The sequence below is a fragment of the Chromobacterium sp. IRSSSOUMB001 genome (assembly GCF_023507765.1).
Lineage (GTDB): Bacteria > Pseudomonadota > Gammaproteobacteria > Burkholderiales > Chromobacteriaceae > Chromobacterium > Chromobacterium haemolyticum.
Genome location: NZ_JALCYU010000005.1, coordinates 138,918 through 153,080, shown reverse-complemented (window position 1 = coordinate 153,080; position 14,163 = coordinate 138,918). Strand labels below are relative to the sequence as shown.

Below are 14,163 nucleotides of genomic sequence, written 5' to 3'. Positions count from 1 at the left end.
GGCCCGGCCGCGCGCCGCGCCGTTTGATTCTCCATTTCTCCAGGTGGCGATGATGTCCAAACCCCGTGCCGTATATTTGCAGTCGGGCGGTCCGACTGCGGTGTTGAACGCTTCCGCGCAGGGCGCGATTGAAACCGCGCGCAAGCGCGGCCTGTCGATGTACGGCGCTTTCGACGGTCTGGCCGGCTTGCTGGAGGACCGTTTGTGCGATACCGACGCGGTATCGGACGAGGCCATCGCCCAACTGGCCTTCATGCCCGGCGGCAGCTTCGGCGTCAGCCGGCGGATGATAGGGAGCTTCGCCGAGGCCGGCGACGACTGGAGACGGCTGCGCGAGGTGCTGGCCCGGCACGACATCCATTATCTGCTGGTCAACGGCGGCAACGGCTCGTTGGGCTGCGCCGAACGGCTGGCGGAATTTGAACGCCACATGGGCTACCCGCTCAAGGTGGTGGGCATTCCCAAAACCATAGACAACGATCTGGTGGGCACAGACAACAGTCCCGGCTACGGCTCCTCCGCCAAATTCCTGGCCAGCGCGATGCGTGAAGTGGGCCTGGATATGACCAGCATGGGCTGGGGCCGGGTGTTCATCATGGAAACCATGGGCCGTCACACCGGCTGGCTGGCGGCGGCCTGCGCGGCGGCGGCGCGCAACGAACGCGAAGCGCCGCACTTGCTGCTGCTGCCGGAGGTGGCTTTCGACGCCGAGCGTTTCCTCGCCGCGGTGGACGACAGGTTGGCGCGCTTCGGTCAATGCGCGATCGCTGTGGCGGAGGGCATCACCGACGCCGACGGCCGCTTTGTCGCCGAAGCCAAGAAGTCCGAGGTCTACGGCCATGAGCAATTGGGCGGCGCCGGTCACTGGATCGCCCAGCTGCTGTTGCGCGAACGCGGCATTTCCGCGCATGTGGCGCAGGTGGATTATCTGCAGCGAGCCGGCGGCCACTTGGGGTCCAGCATGGATGTGCGCCAGGCCTATATCATGGGCGAGCGGGCGGTGGAGTGGCTGTTGGCCGGCAAAAGCGGGGTGATGGCCGGCATCAAGCGCATCCAGAACCATCCCTATTGCTGGGATGTGGAGGAGGTGCCGCTGGCGGTGGTGGGGGATCAGGAGAAGCGGCTGCCGCCGGAGTACATCGGCGCCGACGGTTTCAGCGTGACGCCGGCCTTTCTCGATTATGTGCGCCCCTTGATGGAGGGAGAGCGGATTCCGCCGTTCAAGGACGGATTGCCGGACTACCGGCCCATCGCTTGGCCCAAAGTGTGAGCGTGATTGAGAAAAACCCGGTGGAAGCCGGGTTTTTGCTGGCGTTCAATCCCTCCGCTCATGCTCGTGGAAGGCGAGCAGAGCCAGCAAACTGATACTGGTGCAAAACATCAGATACCAGGAAGGCGCCAGCGCGCTGCCGCTGACGCTGATCAGCCAGGTGACGATGAATTGGGCGAAGCCGCCGAACAGGGTGACGCCGCTGGCGTAGATGATGGCTAGCCCCGTGGCCCGATTGCGGCGCGGAAAGGCTTCCATGATCAACAGGAGGCCCGCCGGGCCGCTGAGCGTCAGCAAGCTGGTGAGCAGGACGATGGTGAGTAGAGCGCTGGGCAGGCCGGGGTGGGCCTGGATCAAGGCGAAGCAGGGCCACACCGCTAGCAGGCTGAGCAGGTTGACGCCAAGCAGCAGCGGTTTGCGTCGGCGCAAGCGGTCGGCCAAGCGGCCGGCCAGAGGGGACAGCAGCATGAGGGCCAAGCCGGCGCTGCAGCCGGCGATCAGCGCGTTGGCCGGCGGCAGGCCCAGCACCTTGATCATGTAGGACGGCATATAGTGCGCCACGATATACATATTGGCGGTTCCGCCCAGAATGAGCAGCCCGCCCAGCAGCAGCGTGCGGCGCTGGGCGCGGATCAAGGAACCCAGGCTTTGTTGCGGCGCCGCGTCCTGGTGATGGGTTTCATCCAGATGGCGGCGGATGTACAGACCGACCGGGGCTATCAACAGCCCTAACAGAAAGGGCAAGCGCCACCCCCAGCTTTCCAACGCCTCCTGGCTGAGAAAGTGGTTCAGCAGTGCGCCGCTGAGCGCGCCGGCCAGCACGGCCGCGCCCTGGCTGGCCATTTGCCAACTCACCATAAAGCCGCGCCGCCGGCTGGGGCCTGACTCCATCAAGAAACTGGTGGCGGCGCCGACTTCGCCGCCGGCGGAAAAGCCCTGCAGCAGGCGGCCGACGACGATCAGCAGCGGGGCGACGGGTCCGATGTCGGCGTAGGTGGGCGCCAGGCCTATCAGCGAGGTGCCGGCCGCCATGAGCCAGATGGTCAATGTCAACGCCGGCTTGCGGCCTTTTCGGTCCGCCAGCCGGCCGATCACCACGCTGCCCAGCGGTCGCATCACGAAGCCGATGCCAAAGGTGGCCAGCGCCATCAGCAAGGAGCCGTACTGGCTGCTGGATGGAAAAAACAGCTTGCCGATCAGCACGGCGAAGAAGCTGAAGACGGTAAAGTCGTACAACTCCAGCCAGTTGCCCAGCGAGACGGCAATGATGGTGCGGCGCGGTGAATGACCGCGCTCGCGCGTTGAAACGGCGGAATTGGGGGGCGCGCCGTGAGTGGTTTCGGCTTTATTCATCTATTGCTCTCCTTTGGTGTTTTATTTTCAAGCCGTGTGATTCGCTTACGCATGGCCGTGCTGACGACATCGTGTCTAAAAGTAGTTGTGAAACATCCCGATGGAGAAGCCTATAGGGCTGGCGCCGGTGACGGGGTTGCCGGCTGGATCGGCGGGAAGCGGCTGGCCGTTGAGCATGAGGGTGGAGCCGCCGTAATTGCGAATGCCGCCGGCGCGCAGGTAAAGCGCGCTGCGCTTGGACAGGTCGTAGTCGTAGCCCAGCATCAGGCCTAGGGCGGAGCTGTCCATCGCTTGCCGCTGCGCGTTGAGCGCGCCGGAGGTATCGCGGTAGACGACGGAGAGGCGGTAGACGTGACGCTGGGACGGCACGATGGCGCCCAAGGTGTAGACCCTGGCGATGCCGTTTTCCCGGCGGCGCGGCAGGTCCAGCTTGAACGAACTGGACAGCACCAGGCTGCCGCTGTCGTAGACCGCGCCCAGGCCGTAGAAGTCGTTGCGCACGTTGTCCGGGCCGTCGCGGCCCAGCGGCTGCCAGGTCTGGTTGTAACTGGCGGCCAGATAGCGGGGGCCGCTTATGTGCGACAGCACCATGCCGCGGTTGGAGAGCGCGGGGCGGTCGCTGTGTTCGGCGGCGGTGTGCAGTACGTCGATGTTGAAACCGCGCCAGCGCGGCGATATCCATTTAATGGCGTTGCCGACCCGGGGCTCCGCTTGGGTGGAGCCGGCGCCAAGGTCGCCATTGAACTGCAAGCCGCCGGGGGTTTGCACCGCGCCCATGCCGGCCCAGGAGTAGGCGGAATTGGTGCCCACCGCTCCAAACACATCGACGAATAGCGGCAGGCCGGCGGCCAGTTGCCGGCCCAGCCGCACTGCGCCCAGGCCGGGAACCTCCAGGCCCAGCCAGGATTCGCGGTTGAAGACCACGCCGGGTAATTGCGGTTCGCCGGTGCCGGCATTGAAGCCGGCCTCCAGATTGAACTCCGCCTTCCAGCCATTGCCCAGCAATTCGCGACCGAAGATGCCGATCTTGGAGGTCCATTCGCCGCCGCTTTGCACTTGCCATTTGCGATGGCCGCCGGCCTGCTGGTAGTTGATGCCCAGATCCATGGAGCCGTACATGGCCACGCCGCCGTTTTCCAGCATGCCGTTATATTGGGGCAGGCCGTAGAGACGGGAGATCAGGAAGGGCTCCGCACTGGCAATGGGCAGGAGCAAGCTTGCCGCCAGGCCCGGCAGCAGAGGAAGTCTTGGCATCACGTTTCTCCCTGGTTAGGGTGTGCTACGTCGGCCTCGGCCAGGAGCGATAGGGACCCCGACGCCGGAGGCGGGGTTGTTATCCGGCCCGCAGATAACTTTCGGTCAGCCGCGCCCACAGCGAGGCGCCGATAGGCAAGGCTTCATCGTTGAAGTCATAGCCGGGGTTGTGCACCATACAGCCGCCGCGGCTGTCGACGCCGTTGCCCAGCAGTACGTAGCAGCCGGGCGCTTTTTCCAGCATCCAGGCAAAGTCTTCGCTGCCCATCATGCCTTGCGGCGGTTGGTGCAGGCTTGCCGCGCCGGCCTGCTCTCGAATCAAATCCGCCAGCATCCCGGTTTCCCGTGGCGTATTCACCAGCACTGGAGAGATGCGGCGATAGTCGATGTCGGCGCGAACCCCCAGACTCTGGGCTTGCAACTGAACCAGCTCGTGCAGGCGTTGCTGCAAGATGTGTCGTGTGTCATGGCTGAGCGCCCGCACGCTTAGTTTCAGGTCGGCATGCTCTGGAATCACGTTGTGAGCATGGCCGGCATGCAGGGCGCCAATGCTGACCACCCCGGCTTCGGAGGCGGGTATGTCGCGTGATACCAGTGTTTGCAAGGCCATGGCGATGGCGGCGGCGGCAATGATGGGGTCGCGGCCGAAATGAGGCATGGCGCCGTGGGCGCCTTTGCCGGAAAGACGGATGTCCACGCTGTCGGAGGACGCGGCCATGGGGCCTTCTTTCAGCGCGAAGCAGCCCACGGGCAAGCCTGGAGCATTGTGGAGCGCGAAGATGGCGTCGCAGGGAAAGCGTTGGAACAGGCCGTCCTCCAGCATGCCCAGCGCTCCGCCCAAGCCTTCTTCCGCCGGCTGGAAAATCAGGTTTAGCGTGCCGTTGAACTTGCGGCTGCGCGCCAGGTAATGGGCCGCGGCCAGCAGGATGGCGGTATGGCCGTCGTGGCCGCAGGCGTGCATTTTGCCGGCATGGAGGCTGGCGTAGCTCAAGCCCGTGGCCTCCTGGATGGGCAGCGCATCCATGTCCGCGCGTATGCCCAGCGAGCGCGGGCCGTCGCCAACGCGCAATTGCCCAACGACGCCGGTCTTGCCGATGCCGCTTGTGACTTGGTAACCCCACTCGCGCAGCCGCGCGGCGACCAGTTCGCTGGTTCGTTGCTCCTCAAAGCCCAGCTCGGGATGGGCGTGGATCTGACGGCGGATGTCGATGAAGGCGTCTTTGTGTTGCAGGATTTCCGGGAGGATGAAACGGGAGGATGCGTGAGCCATGACGAACTCCTGAGTGGGGAATGCACTCGATCCTAAGCAAAACTTTCTCGCGTGTATAAGCACGAATCTTGATGGTTATAAATAGGGGTTATTGCCATGAGCCTGTTGAAGCAACATCAATTGCGAGCTTTGGCCGCCGTGGCGGACCAGGGCAGCATCAATGCGGCGGCGCGAGTTTTGTGCGTCAGTCAGCCCGCCATCACCAAGGCCTTGCGCGAGTTGGAAATGGAGCAAGGAGTGCCCTTGTTGCTGCGCAGCGCCCAAGGCGCGGCGCTGACCGACGCCGGCCAGTTGTTGCTGGGGTATGCGCGGCTGGTGATTCGAGAGCTGGAGCGGGCGCAGCAGGAGATGGAGCGCTTGCGTTTTGGGCGTGAGAGAAGTTTGCGGATAGGGATGACGCCATTGGCGGGGCTGGAGCTGTTGCCGGCGGCCTTTCTTGCTTTTCGACGCTTCCATCCGGATGTGCAGGTGAGTTTCCTGGAGCTGGACACCGTGCAAATGTTGGACGGCTTGCGCAGCGGCCAGTTGGATTTCGCGCTGGGCGCTTTTGTCGATCCGCCGGAGAGCGCCCATGTGCTGAGCTCCCCGCTTTACGAATTTGCCACCACCTTCGCGGTGCGCAGCGAAAGCCCGCTGAGCCAGGCGCGCCGTTTGTCGGAGCTGCAAGGCGCGGAATGGATGCACGCAGACGCCAGCGGGATGTATCCGCGCTTTGTCCGGTCGCTGTTTGCGCAGGAGGGATTGCCGCCGCCGGAGCGCATCACTTGCTGCACATCCAATGTGCTTTTTTGCGGTTTGCTGATGGCGATGGACGTGGTGGTGCCAATGTCTTCCCTGGGTATGCGAGCCACCTTGACCGCTCAGCGCTTCTCGGAGCTGAATTTGGAGGTGAGTCCGCCGGGCTTGACCTTGATGCTTTTGGAGCGGGAGGGGGCGATCATGAGCCGGGCGGCCGAGCGCATGATGGACTGCATTCGCGCGGCGCTTGCATGAAAAAGGCCCGGCATTGGCCGGGCCCGTTGGCGGGAGAGGGGTTTACAGTACCAGGCCGCCGATCAGCGCGGACAGAATGCTGACCAGGGTGGAGCCGTACACCAGTTTCAGGCCGAAGCGGGACACCATATTGCCGCGCTCCTCGTCCAGGCCCTTGACCGCGCCGGCGATGATGCCGATGGAGCTGAAGTTGGCGAAGGACACCAGGAAGATGGAGATCACGCCGATGGTGTATTCCGACAGCTGGGCGGTGAGCTTTTTCAATTCCATCATCGCCACGAATTCATTGGTCACCAATTTGGTGGCCATGATGCTGCTGGCCGGCATGATGTCGGCGGCCGGGATGCCCATCAGCCAGGCGAAGGGGTAGAACACATAGCCCAGCACGTACTGGAAGTTGACGCCGAAGACAGCGTCGAAGATGTGGTTGACGGTGGTGATCAGCGCGATGAAGCCGATCAGCATCGCGCCGACGATCACGGCGATCTTGAAGCCGGCCATGATGTAGTCGCCCAGCATTTCGAAGAAGGACATGCGGTGGGCGGCTTCCGCGCTGATCAGCTCGTCGTCGTCGCGGCTGGCGTCGTAGGGGTTGATCAGCGACAGGATGACGAAGGTGCTGAACAGGTTGAGGATCAGCGCGGTGACCACGAAGCGCGGTTGGATGATCTGCATATAGGAGCCGACGATGGACATCGACACCGTGGACATCGCGGTGGCGGCCAGCGTGTACATGCGCTTTTCCGAGAAGCTGCCGATGATGTTCTTGTAGGCGATGAAGTTCTCGGATTGGCCCACGATCATGGAGCCCACGGCGTTGAAGGATTCGATCTTGCCCATGCCGCTGATCTTGGCCAGCACCCAGCCTATGCCGCGTATCACCCAGGGCAGCACGCGGATGTGTTGCAGGATGCCGATCAGCACCGAGATGTAGACGATGGGCATCAGCACCTTGAGGAAGAAGCTGAACTCGCCCTGATTGAGCAGGCCGCCAAACACGAAGTTGGTGCCTTCGCCGGCGTAGCTCATCAGCTTGTCGAACACGCCGGCCACGCCGCCCACCAGGGTCAGGCCGTAGCTGGAGTGAAGCAGGAAATAGGCCAGAGCCAGCTCCACCACGATGAGTTGCAGCACGTAGCGGATCTTGATGTTTTTGCGGTCGCGCGCCACCACTTGGGTCAGCAGGAAGACAACCAGCAGTCCGAAGACGAATTGAAGTATGTGCATATCTATTGCCTTGATGGGCCGTCCTTCAGGCAGGAACGGCGACGTTTGGCGGGCGTGCCCGCTGTGTGTGCTTGGTATTGTTGATTAGGCGAACGGCGAATTTTGACATGAAGCTATTGAGGATTCCATGTAAAACGCATTCGCCCGCCACTGTGCGCTTATCCGCCATCGCAAACCAGCCGGTTTGATCAAACAAGCTGCGCGGCGACGGCAAAAATAAAGCCCCCGGCCATGGCCGGAGGCTTGTTCCATTCCGCGCTACTGCGCTTGCTGTTCCGCTTCGCGGCGCGCTTGCTCGGCGAAATAATAATCGCGGCGCGCTTGCTTGGCCGCGGCCTTTTCCGCCAGTTCCCGCTCTTTCTTGGCGGCTTCCGCCGCCGCCTCCGCGCGCTGGGCGGCCTTCACCGCTTCGCGCTCGGCTTCCTCGGCGGCTTCGATCACGGCGATTTCGCTGCGGCTCTTGCACGGGCCGGTCTTTTCGAACCAGGCCACGGATTCCACATGGGCGGTGTGAGGGAACATATTGATGATGCCGGCCGCCTTCAGCGTGTAACCCTTGGTGTGCACCAGCACATTGGCGTCGCGCGCCAGCGTGGCCGGGTTACAGGACACGTAGACGATGCGCTTGGGCGCGGTGTCCTCGGTGATGGCCTTCAACAGCTGCACCGCGCCGTCGCGCGGCGGGTCCACCAGCATCTTGTCGAACTTGCCGAGCGCGGCGAAGGATTCCTCGGTGACTTCGAACAAATTGGCCATTTCATAGCTGACCTTGTCCTGTAGACCGTTGTGGGTGGCGTTTTCCACCGCGCGCTTGACCAGGGGTTGGCTACCCTCCATGCCGTGCACGCTGGCGCCGGAGCGGGCGATGGGCAGGGTGAAGTTGCCGATGCCGCAGAACATGTCGGCGATGCGCTCGCCCGGCTGCGGGTCCAGGAATTTCAGCGCGCGCGCCACCATCACCGCATTGATTTCGGGGTTCACCTGGGTGAACTCGGTGGGGTAGTAGGGCATTTCCACGCGGTATTCCGGCAGGCTGTAAGTCAGCTTGGGCGCGTCCAGCGGGTAGACCGGATAACAGGTGTCCGGCCCCTTGGGCTGCAACCACATTTGCAGCGGCCGCTCCTTGCTGCCGTGGGCGTCGGAGAAGGCGCGCAACAAGGCGTGGTCGGCGTCGTTGATGGCTTCCATATTGCGGAACACCAGGATGTCCACCTTGTCGCCCACCGCCAGCTCCACCTGGGGCATGCGGTTGTTGATCGACAGTTTATAGATCATCTCGCGCAGCGGCACGATCAGGTCAGAGATGTGGCGCGGCAGGATGTGGCACTCGCGCATATCGGTAATGTAGGTGGAGCGCTTCTCGTGGAAACCCACCAGCACGCCGCCCTTCTTCTCCACCAGCCGCGCCGACATCCGCGCGCGGTGGCGGTAGTGCCAGGCCGGGCCGGCGATGGGGGTCAGCACCTGTTGCGGCTTGACCCGGCCGATGCGGGCCAGATTGTCTTCCAGCACCCTTTGCTTGACCGCCACTTGGGCGGAGAACTCCACATGCTGCATCGAACAGCCGCCGCAGGTGCCGTAATGCGGACAGCGCGGCTGCGTGCGCAGGAAGCTTTCCTTCAGCACTTGGCTGGTGTTGGCGTTTTCGTAGGACGACTTCTTGCGATAGGCGCTGTAGACCACGGTTTCATACGGCAGCGCGCCATCGATGAAGATGGTCTTGCCGTCGACGTGGGCGACTCCCCGGCCTTCGTGGTCCAGCGATTCGACCTGAGCGATAGTCTGTTTGTGCGTCATGGTGTTGCTTGGAAAATCAAACGGAAAGCGGCGATTTTCTCAAATTATCCGGCGGCGCGCAGGGGTTTTTTGTCGGCGCCGGCCGTCGCGCCGGTTTCCACCTCCAGCCCGGCGGCCTTCCTTTGCGGAAAGCCTCTGGCCGGAACTTTGAGTCAAAGCCGGCTATGCTGGCGTAAAGCCTACAATATCAGCGGCGACCCAGGCGGGACGAGGGACTTGGTAATAGTCAGAATCTTGCTTTTTCCCGCTTTCTGTTAGAATCGAACAATAGTGATTTCAAATATGGTGCGGTATGTTGAAGCGATGTTTTGGGCTGTTGGGTATGCTGGGATTGAGCGCGACGACGGGCGTCGGCGCGGCGGTGATTCCCGAGCCTGATGTGCAGGTCAACCCCGCGGGCCTGCACTTGGTGCTGAACCTGCCGCAGGCGCGGCTGTTCCAGTACCAGGACGGCAGGCTGTCCAAAATCTATCCGGTGGCGGTGGGCAAGATGCTGACCCAGACCCCCACCGGCAGCTTCGACATTACTGGCATTTACAAGGCGCCGGCCTGGCATGTGCCGCGCTCCATCCAGGAAGAAATGCGCCGCAGCGGCAAGGAAGTGCAGACCGTGGTGCCGCCGGGACCCAAGAATCCGTTGGGCCCGGTCTTCATCCGTTTCGGCGAGGCCAAGCTGGGCCTGGGTTTCCACGGCACCAACGCGCCCGGCTCGGTGCCGGGTTTCCGCAGCCATGGCTGCGTGCGTATGAAAAACGACGACGCCTTGTCCTTGTCCAAAACCGTTACCCGAGGCGACGCGGTCACGGTGGCTTATCAGACCGTATTGCTGAATCAGGACGCCGCCGGCGAACTGTGGCTGACTGCTTACCGCAACCACTACAAGCAGGATGATCCTTCTTTTCCGATGCTGGCCGAAACGCTGCTGGCCTGGCAGAAGCAGAAATCCTCGGTGGTGTACGGCGCGCGGGTGGATCAAGCTTTGAAGGCGCGCAAGGGCGTGCCGGTGTGCCTGACTTGCAAGGATGTGGCCAAGGCCAAGGTGGACGGGGACTTGTCCGCGGTGCGCTGGTTGTCGCCGGGCAAGGCCGACGACACCCAGTTTGCGCGTGAACCGGCCGGCCGCGAGCCAGGCGGCCCGTTGCCGACCCAGGCCGCGCCGCCGGCGTCCGCGCCGCAGCACGCGCCGGCGGTCGCTCCGTCCTCGGCACCTTCCTCCTCGCGCGCCGCCGTGCGCGCTCAGCCGCGCGGCAATGGTCGGCCGGCCTGATTCAGTCGGCCATCTCTCCCGCTAATTCCCCGACGCGCCGCAAGGCGCGTTCGTACGCCGGGTTCCACGGATAGCAGCAGGACAGCCGCACGCAATTGCGGTAGCGGCCCTTGGCCGAGTACAGCGTGCCGGGCGCGACGGTGATGCGCTCGGCCAGCGCCGTCTGGAACAGTTCCATGGTGTCCACTCCGCTGGGCAATTCCACCCACAGCAGGCAGCCGCCGGAAGGCGAGGTGGCCCTCGTCTGTGCCGGAAAACAACTGGCGACGGTGCCGCGCAGCTTTTCCATCTGGCTCATGAAATGGCGGCGGATCAGCCGCAAGTGGTGGTCGTAGCCGCCGGTTTCCAGGTATTCCGCCAGCGTTTCCTCCAATAGCCGCGGCTGGGCCAGCGAGCTGGCGAACTTCAGTCGCGTCACTTCGCGCAAAAAGCGCCCGGGCGCGATCCAGCCGATGCGAAAGCCCGGCGCCAGCGTCTTGCTGTAGCTGGAGCACAGCAAAACCCAGCCGTCGCGGTCGTAGGCCTTGACCGCGTCCGGGGCGCCGTCGTAGTGCAGGTCGGCGTGCGGCACGTCCTCGATCAAGGGCACTTGGTGTTCGTTGACCAGCGCCGCCAGCCTTTGTTTGGCTCCGGCCGGCATGGTGCAGCCTAGCGGGTTGTGCACGGTGGGCATGGCCACGACGGCGTTGAGCCGTTTCTCCGACAACAGCAATTCCAGCGCGTCCAATGACAGACCGTCGGCCGGATGGGTGGGGATCTCGATCACGCTCAGGCCCAGGTTTTTCAGCGTGGGCAGCAGCGCGAAATAGGTGGGCGATTCCAGCCCCACGGTGTCGCCCGGCTTGCAGCAGGCGCGCAGCGCCAGTTGCAGAGCCTCGGTGCAGCCGTTGGTGATCACCAGGTCCTCGGCGGCCAGCACGCAGCCCCAGCCGACCGCGCGTTGGGCAATCTGGCGGCGCAAGCGTTCCGAGCCGGGCGGGAAGGGGTAATCGGTGGTCAGCTCCGGATGCTGGCGAAGCAGCCGTCCCATGATGTGCTTGAAGCGGGTGGTGGGGTAGAAGTCGCTGCCGCGCGGGCTGGCCAGCGACAGGTCGATGAAATCTTCCCGGGTTTGCGCCGTCATCACCGCTTCGATCTGGTCCACCACTTCGCCGGCGTGATGGGCGGCGCTTTGCCGACGCATGCGCGGCAAGGGCAGGGTGGCGGCGGATTTGACGTAGAAACCGGATTGCGGCCGCGCCTCGATCAGACCGCGGTCCTCCAGGGTGCGGTAAGTCAGCAGGATGGTGGACGGGCTGACCTTGTGCATTTCGCAGGCCTTGCGTACCGAGGGCAGCCGTTCGCCGGGCTGCACCACGCCGGTCTGAATCAGGGTGATCCACTCGTTGACTAGCTGCTGATATAGGGGTTCGTCGCTCATGCAAAGGCCTCGCTGACAGATGTGAAGATTGCCATCGGTACAATTTTCCGTAAAAACGACCATAACAGTTTTAAAATTGTAAAACTGTTATGGTTCCAATTCAATTTTTCTGAATCTGTATTCAATGCCGGCCCGGCGTTATCATTGCCTCCATTGAAAACAAACCGCGTCCGGATTGTCCGGCTGCTGGTTATGGCTTGGAGCCGTAATGAACTTTGTTGCGTTGGTGACTTATCTGTTGGTGATGTCGATCACGCCGGGGCCAAACAATCTGGTGTTGGCCTCGTCCGGGGTCAATCATGGCTTTTCCCGCACGGTGCCGGCATTGCTGGGCATGTCGTTGGGCTTGTCGGTGCAGGTGGGCTTGTTGACGGTGTTCCTGGGCAGCTTGATCTCCGTCATCGCCTCGGTGCAGCTTTACCTGGCGATGGCTGGTTGTCTCTACCTGTTGTGGCTGTCTTGGGGCATGGCGCGCTCGGCGCCAGCTAGCGGGGAAGCCGGCGGCGCGCCGATGGGCTTTTGGGGCGGGGTGCTGTTCAACTGGTTGAATCCCAAGGTGTGGCTGATGGGCTTCAATATCGCGATGGTGTTTTTGCCGGCCAAGATGAACGCCTGGCATGCCGGCCTGCTGTTTGCGGCTCTGACTTTCATCATCGGCCTGCCGTGCATTGCCTTGTGGGCGGGCTCCGGCGTGGCTGCCCGCCGTTTCCTGGCTTCGCCCCGTCGTTTGCGGGCTTTCAATTGCGGCATGGCGGCGATGCTGGCGGTGACGGCGATCTGGCTGCTGCTGGAAATGCTGCCGGCGCAAACGCTGCATGCGCTGCCGCAAATGATCTGATGAATAACTAAATTGATAGTGATGTTCTTGCTGCGGACATTGTCTATGCTGTCCAAAAGGGTAGGTGGCCTATCGTACAGGTAGCCCGAGCGACAGATTCGGGCCGCGATGGGCTGATCTGGCGGGTAGCCGAGAGCGGGGACAGCATCATGACAGCAGCGGGATTCGACGGCGTGTATCGTTCGAGCACGTCTTTCTACGGGGACAAGCCGTCTCCGTCTTTGGTCCAGTATCTGGAAAAATATCATGTGGCGGGCGGTGGGGCTGGCTTGGACCTGGGTTGCGGTCAGGGCCGCAACGCCTTGTATCTGGCTCAGCGGGGCTTTGCGATGACGGCGGTGGACGGTTCCGCGGAAGCGATAGCGAGCCTGGGCGAGGCGGCGGACGGGCGCAGGCTGAACGTGGGGGGGCGGGTGGCGGATTTGGCCGGGCTGGAATTGGAGCCGGGGCGTTACCGGCTGATCGTGGCCAATACCTCGCTGGATCACCTGAGCGCGGACGAGGGCGAGGCGTTGGCGCGCCAGATGACCGCCGCGTTGGAGCCGGGCGGCTATCTGTTCGTGTCGGTGTTCATGGTGGACGATCCAGGTTGTGACGCCCAGGGCCGGGTGGCCAGCGAGACGGCTTCCTACGTCAAGCATTACTACCAATCGGGAGAGCTGCGCCGTCAGTTTTCCGCGCTGAGCCTGTTGGCTTATCAGGAGGAGTATGCGCTGGACGTCGGCCATGGCCAGCCGCATTACCACGGCATCGCCAGGTTGTTCGCGCGGCGCGATCACTGAGCGACGTTGCCGCCGACGCGCAGCGGGCTTTATCGGGCTCTCAGAACCTGTTTACGATCTCGCGAGCTAAGGTGAGACAAGGCGAAAACGGCTGAGAAAGCGGAATGTACAAGTGGTACATGAGCATTTCGAAGTTGTTTTCAACGTCGTATCGCCAACGCGCAGCAGATCGTAAACAGATTCTCAGGACTCCAGCGCCCTGCGTATCACTCCTTCCTTGTCGGCTGGCCGCCAGCCGTCCGGCTTCAGCACCTTGCCGTCCTCGCGGCGCACAATCTTGCCGTCCACGCATTTGCGCATATTGGCGGCGTGGATTTCCCGTGCCATGTCCTCCAGCGGCAGGCCTTGCGACATCAATAGTCCGCTGAGCACATTGAGCACGTCCACGCCTTCGGCCAGCAACTCCGCCATTCGCCGAGCGCGCTCCGCTTCGTCGCCGTCCTGGCGTTTGTAATCGGCCAGCGCCTGTTGGAACTCCGCCAGTTCTTCGTCCAGCATGGTTTCCCACATTGCCAATTGTTGCGGCTGCCATTGCGGTCGCTGCGGGCTGGGAATGTCGAACTGGCTCATGAAGTGGCGGCGAAGAGCGAAGAAATTTTCCATGATGTAGATACTTTATGTATTTTTGGTCTATATATTGTGTTTTATCGGTGGGCGTGGCGCAAGCGACGAACAAAACAAAGCCCCGCTGG

12 protein-coding genes are annotated in these 14,163 nt (G+C 62.9%); 5 read left to right on the top strand and 7 right to left on the bottom strand.

Features of this window, described 5'->3' with window-relative positions:
- Positions 1-52: 52 nt before the first annotated feature.
- Positions 53-1,270: a 6-phosphofructokinase gene (locus MOV80_RS08325; RefSeq protein WP_081575508.1), complete on the top strand. Its 1,218-nt coding sequence runs from the start codon at positions 53-55 to the stop codon at positions 1,268-1,270.
- Positions 1,271-1,315: 45 nt separating this feature from the next.
- On the opposite strand, the gene MOV80_RS08320 is transcribed toward MOV80_RS08325, so the two are convergent.
- From MOV80_RS08320 to MOV80_RS08310, 3 genes are all read right to left on the bottom strand, one after another.
- Positions 1,316-2,623: an MFS transporter gene (locus MOV80_RS08320; protein WP_249604997.1), complete on the bottom strand. Its 1,308-nt coding sequence runs from the start codon at positions 2,621-2,623 to the stop codon at positions 1,316-1,318.
- A 75-nt stretch (positions 2,624-2,698) separates the two neighbouring features.
- The gene (locus MOV80_RS08315; RefSeq protein WP_249604996.1) at positions 2,699-3,877 is read right to left on the bottom strand and encodes a porin; all 1,179 of its coding nucleotides are present in this window, start codon (positions 3,875-3,877) and stop codon (positions 2,699-2,701) included.
- A 79-nt stretch (positions 3,878-3,956) separates the two neighbouring features.
- Positions 3,957-5,147 carry a M20 aminoacylase family protein gene (locus MOV80_RS08310; protein WP_081575487.1) on the bottom strand — a complete coding sequence of 397 codons (1,191 nt, stop codon included), beginning with the start codon at positions 5,145-5,147 and terminating at the stop codon, positions 3,957-3,959.
- A gap of 96 nt (positions 5,148-5,243) precedes the next feature.
- Between MOV80_RS08310 and MOV80_RS08305 the strand changes: the two genes are divergently transcribed.
- A complete protein-coding gene (locus tag MOV80_RS08305; protein WP_019103704.1) occupies positions 5,244-6,140 on the top strand; it encodes a LysR substrate-binding domain-containing protein in 897 nt (298 codons plus the stop codon).
- A gap of 42 nt (positions 6,141-6,182) precedes the next feature.
- Here MOV80_RS08305 and MOV80_RS08300 read toward each other — a convergent pair whose 3' ends face one another.
- Entirely contained in the window at positions 6,183-7,367 is a 1,185-nt protein-coding gene (locus tag MOV80_RS08300; protein WP_043590100.1) for a nucleoside transporter C-terminal domain-containing protein, read from the bottom strand.
- Positions 7,368-7,625: 258 nt separating this feature from the next.
- The gene (rlmD, locus tag MOV80_RS08295; RefSeq protein WP_019102536.1) at positions 7,626-9,164 is read right to left on the bottom strand and encodes a 23S rRNA (uracil(1939)-C(5))-methyltransferase RlmD; all 1,539 of its coding nucleotides are present in this window, start codon (positions 9,162-9,164) and stop codon (positions 7,626-7,628) included.
- Between the two features lie 322 nt (positions 9,165-9,486).
- Between rlmD and MOV80_RS08290 the strand changes: the two genes are divergently transcribed.
- The gene (locus MOV80_RS08290; protein WP_233423297.1) at positions 9,487-10,431 is read left to right on the top strand and encodes a L,D-transpeptidase; all 945 of its coding nucleotides are present in this window, start codon (positions 9,487-9,489) and stop codon (positions 10,429-10,431) included.
- Between the two features lies 1 nt (position 10,432).
- Here the strand turns inward: MOV80_RS08290 and MOV80_RS08285 are convergent, their stop codons facing one another.
- The gene (locus MOV80_RS08285) at positions 10,433-11,851 is read right to left on the bottom strand and encodes a PLP-dependent aminotransferase family protein (RefSeq protein ID WP_249604995.1); all 1,419 of its coding nucleotides are present in this window, start codon (positions 11,849-11,851) and stop codon (positions 10,433-10,435) included.
- Between the two features lie 208 nt (positions 11,852-12,059).
- On the opposite strand from MOV80_RS08285, the gene MOV80_RS08280 reads away from it, so the two are divergent.
- The gene (locus MOV80_RS08280; protein WP_019104292.1) at positions 12,060-12,689 is read left to right on the top strand and encodes a LysE family translocator; all 630 of its coding nucleotides are present in this window, start codon (positions 12,060-12,062) and stop codon (positions 12,687-12,689) included.
- Between the two features lie 149 nt (positions 12,690-12,838).
- Positions 12,839-13,471 carry a methyltransferase domain-containing protein gene (locus tag MOV80_RS08275; protein ID WP_081575490.1) on the top strand — a complete coding sequence of 211 codons (633 nt, stop codon included), beginning with the start codon at positions 12,839-12,841 and terminating at the stop codon, positions 13,469-13,471.
- Positions 13,472-13,654: 183 nt separating this feature from the next.
- Here MOV80_RS08275 and MOV80_RS08270 read toward each other — a convergent pair whose 3' ends face one another.
- On the bottom strand, positions 13,655-14,074 hold the full coding sequence (locus MOV80_RS08270) for a nucleoside triphosphate pyrophosphohydrolase family protein (protein WP_039756701.1): 420 nt from the start codon (positions 14,072-14,074) through the stop codon (positions 13,655-13,657).
- Positions 14,075-14,163 lie beyond the last annotated feature (89 nt).

Bases quoted from the DNA above. Each gene is read 5' to 3' on its own strand.
- MOV80_RS08325 (WP_081575508.1), top strand. From the start codon at position 53: ATGTCCAAACCCCGTGCCGTATATTTGCAGTCGGGCGGTCCGACTGCG.
- MOV80_RS08320 (WP_249604997.1), bottom strand. From the start codon at position 2,623: ATGAATAAAGCCGAAACCACTCACGGCGCGCCCCCCAATTCCGCCGTT.
- MOV80_RS08315 (WP_249604996.1), bottom strand. From the start codon at position 3,877: ATGCCAAGACTTCCTCTGCTGCCGGGCCTGGCGGCAAGCTTGCTCCTG.
- MOV80_RS08310 (WP_081575487.1), bottom strand. From the start codon at position 5,147: ATGGCTCACGCATCCTCCCGTTTCATCCTCCCGGAAATCCTGCAACAC.
- MOV80_RS08305 (WP_019103704.1), top strand. From the start codon at position 5,244: ATGAGCCTGTTGAAGCAACATCAATTGCGAGCTTTGGCCGCCGTGGCG.
- MOV80_RS08300 (WP_043590100.1), bottom strand. From the start codon at position 7,367: ATGCACATACTTCAATTCGTCTTCGGACTGCTGGTTGTCTTCCTGCTG.
- rlmD (WP_019102536.1), bottom strand. From the start codon at position 9,164: ATGACGCACAAACAGACTATCGCTCAGGTCGAATCGCTGGACCACGAA.
- MOV80_RS08290 (WP_233423297.1), top strand. From the start codon at position 9,487: ATGCTGGGATTGAGCGCGACGACGGGCGTCGGCGCGGCGGTGATTCCC.
- MOV80_RS08285 (WP_249604995.1), bottom strand. From the start codon at position 11,851: ATGAGCGACGAACCCCTATATCAGCAGCTAGTCAACGAGTGGATCACC.
- MOV80_RS08280 (WP_019104292.1), top strand. From the start codon at position 12,060: ATGAACTTTGTTGCGTTGGTGACTTATCTGTTGGTGATGTCGATCACG.
- MOV80_RS08275 (WP_081575490.1), top strand. From the start codon at position 12,839: ATGACAGCAGCGGGATTCGACGGCGTGTATCGTTCGAGCACGTCTTTC.
- MOV80_RS08270 (WP_039756701.1), bottom strand. From the start codon at position 14,074: ATGGAAAATTTCTTCGCTCTTCGCCGCCACTTCATGAGCCAGTTCGAC.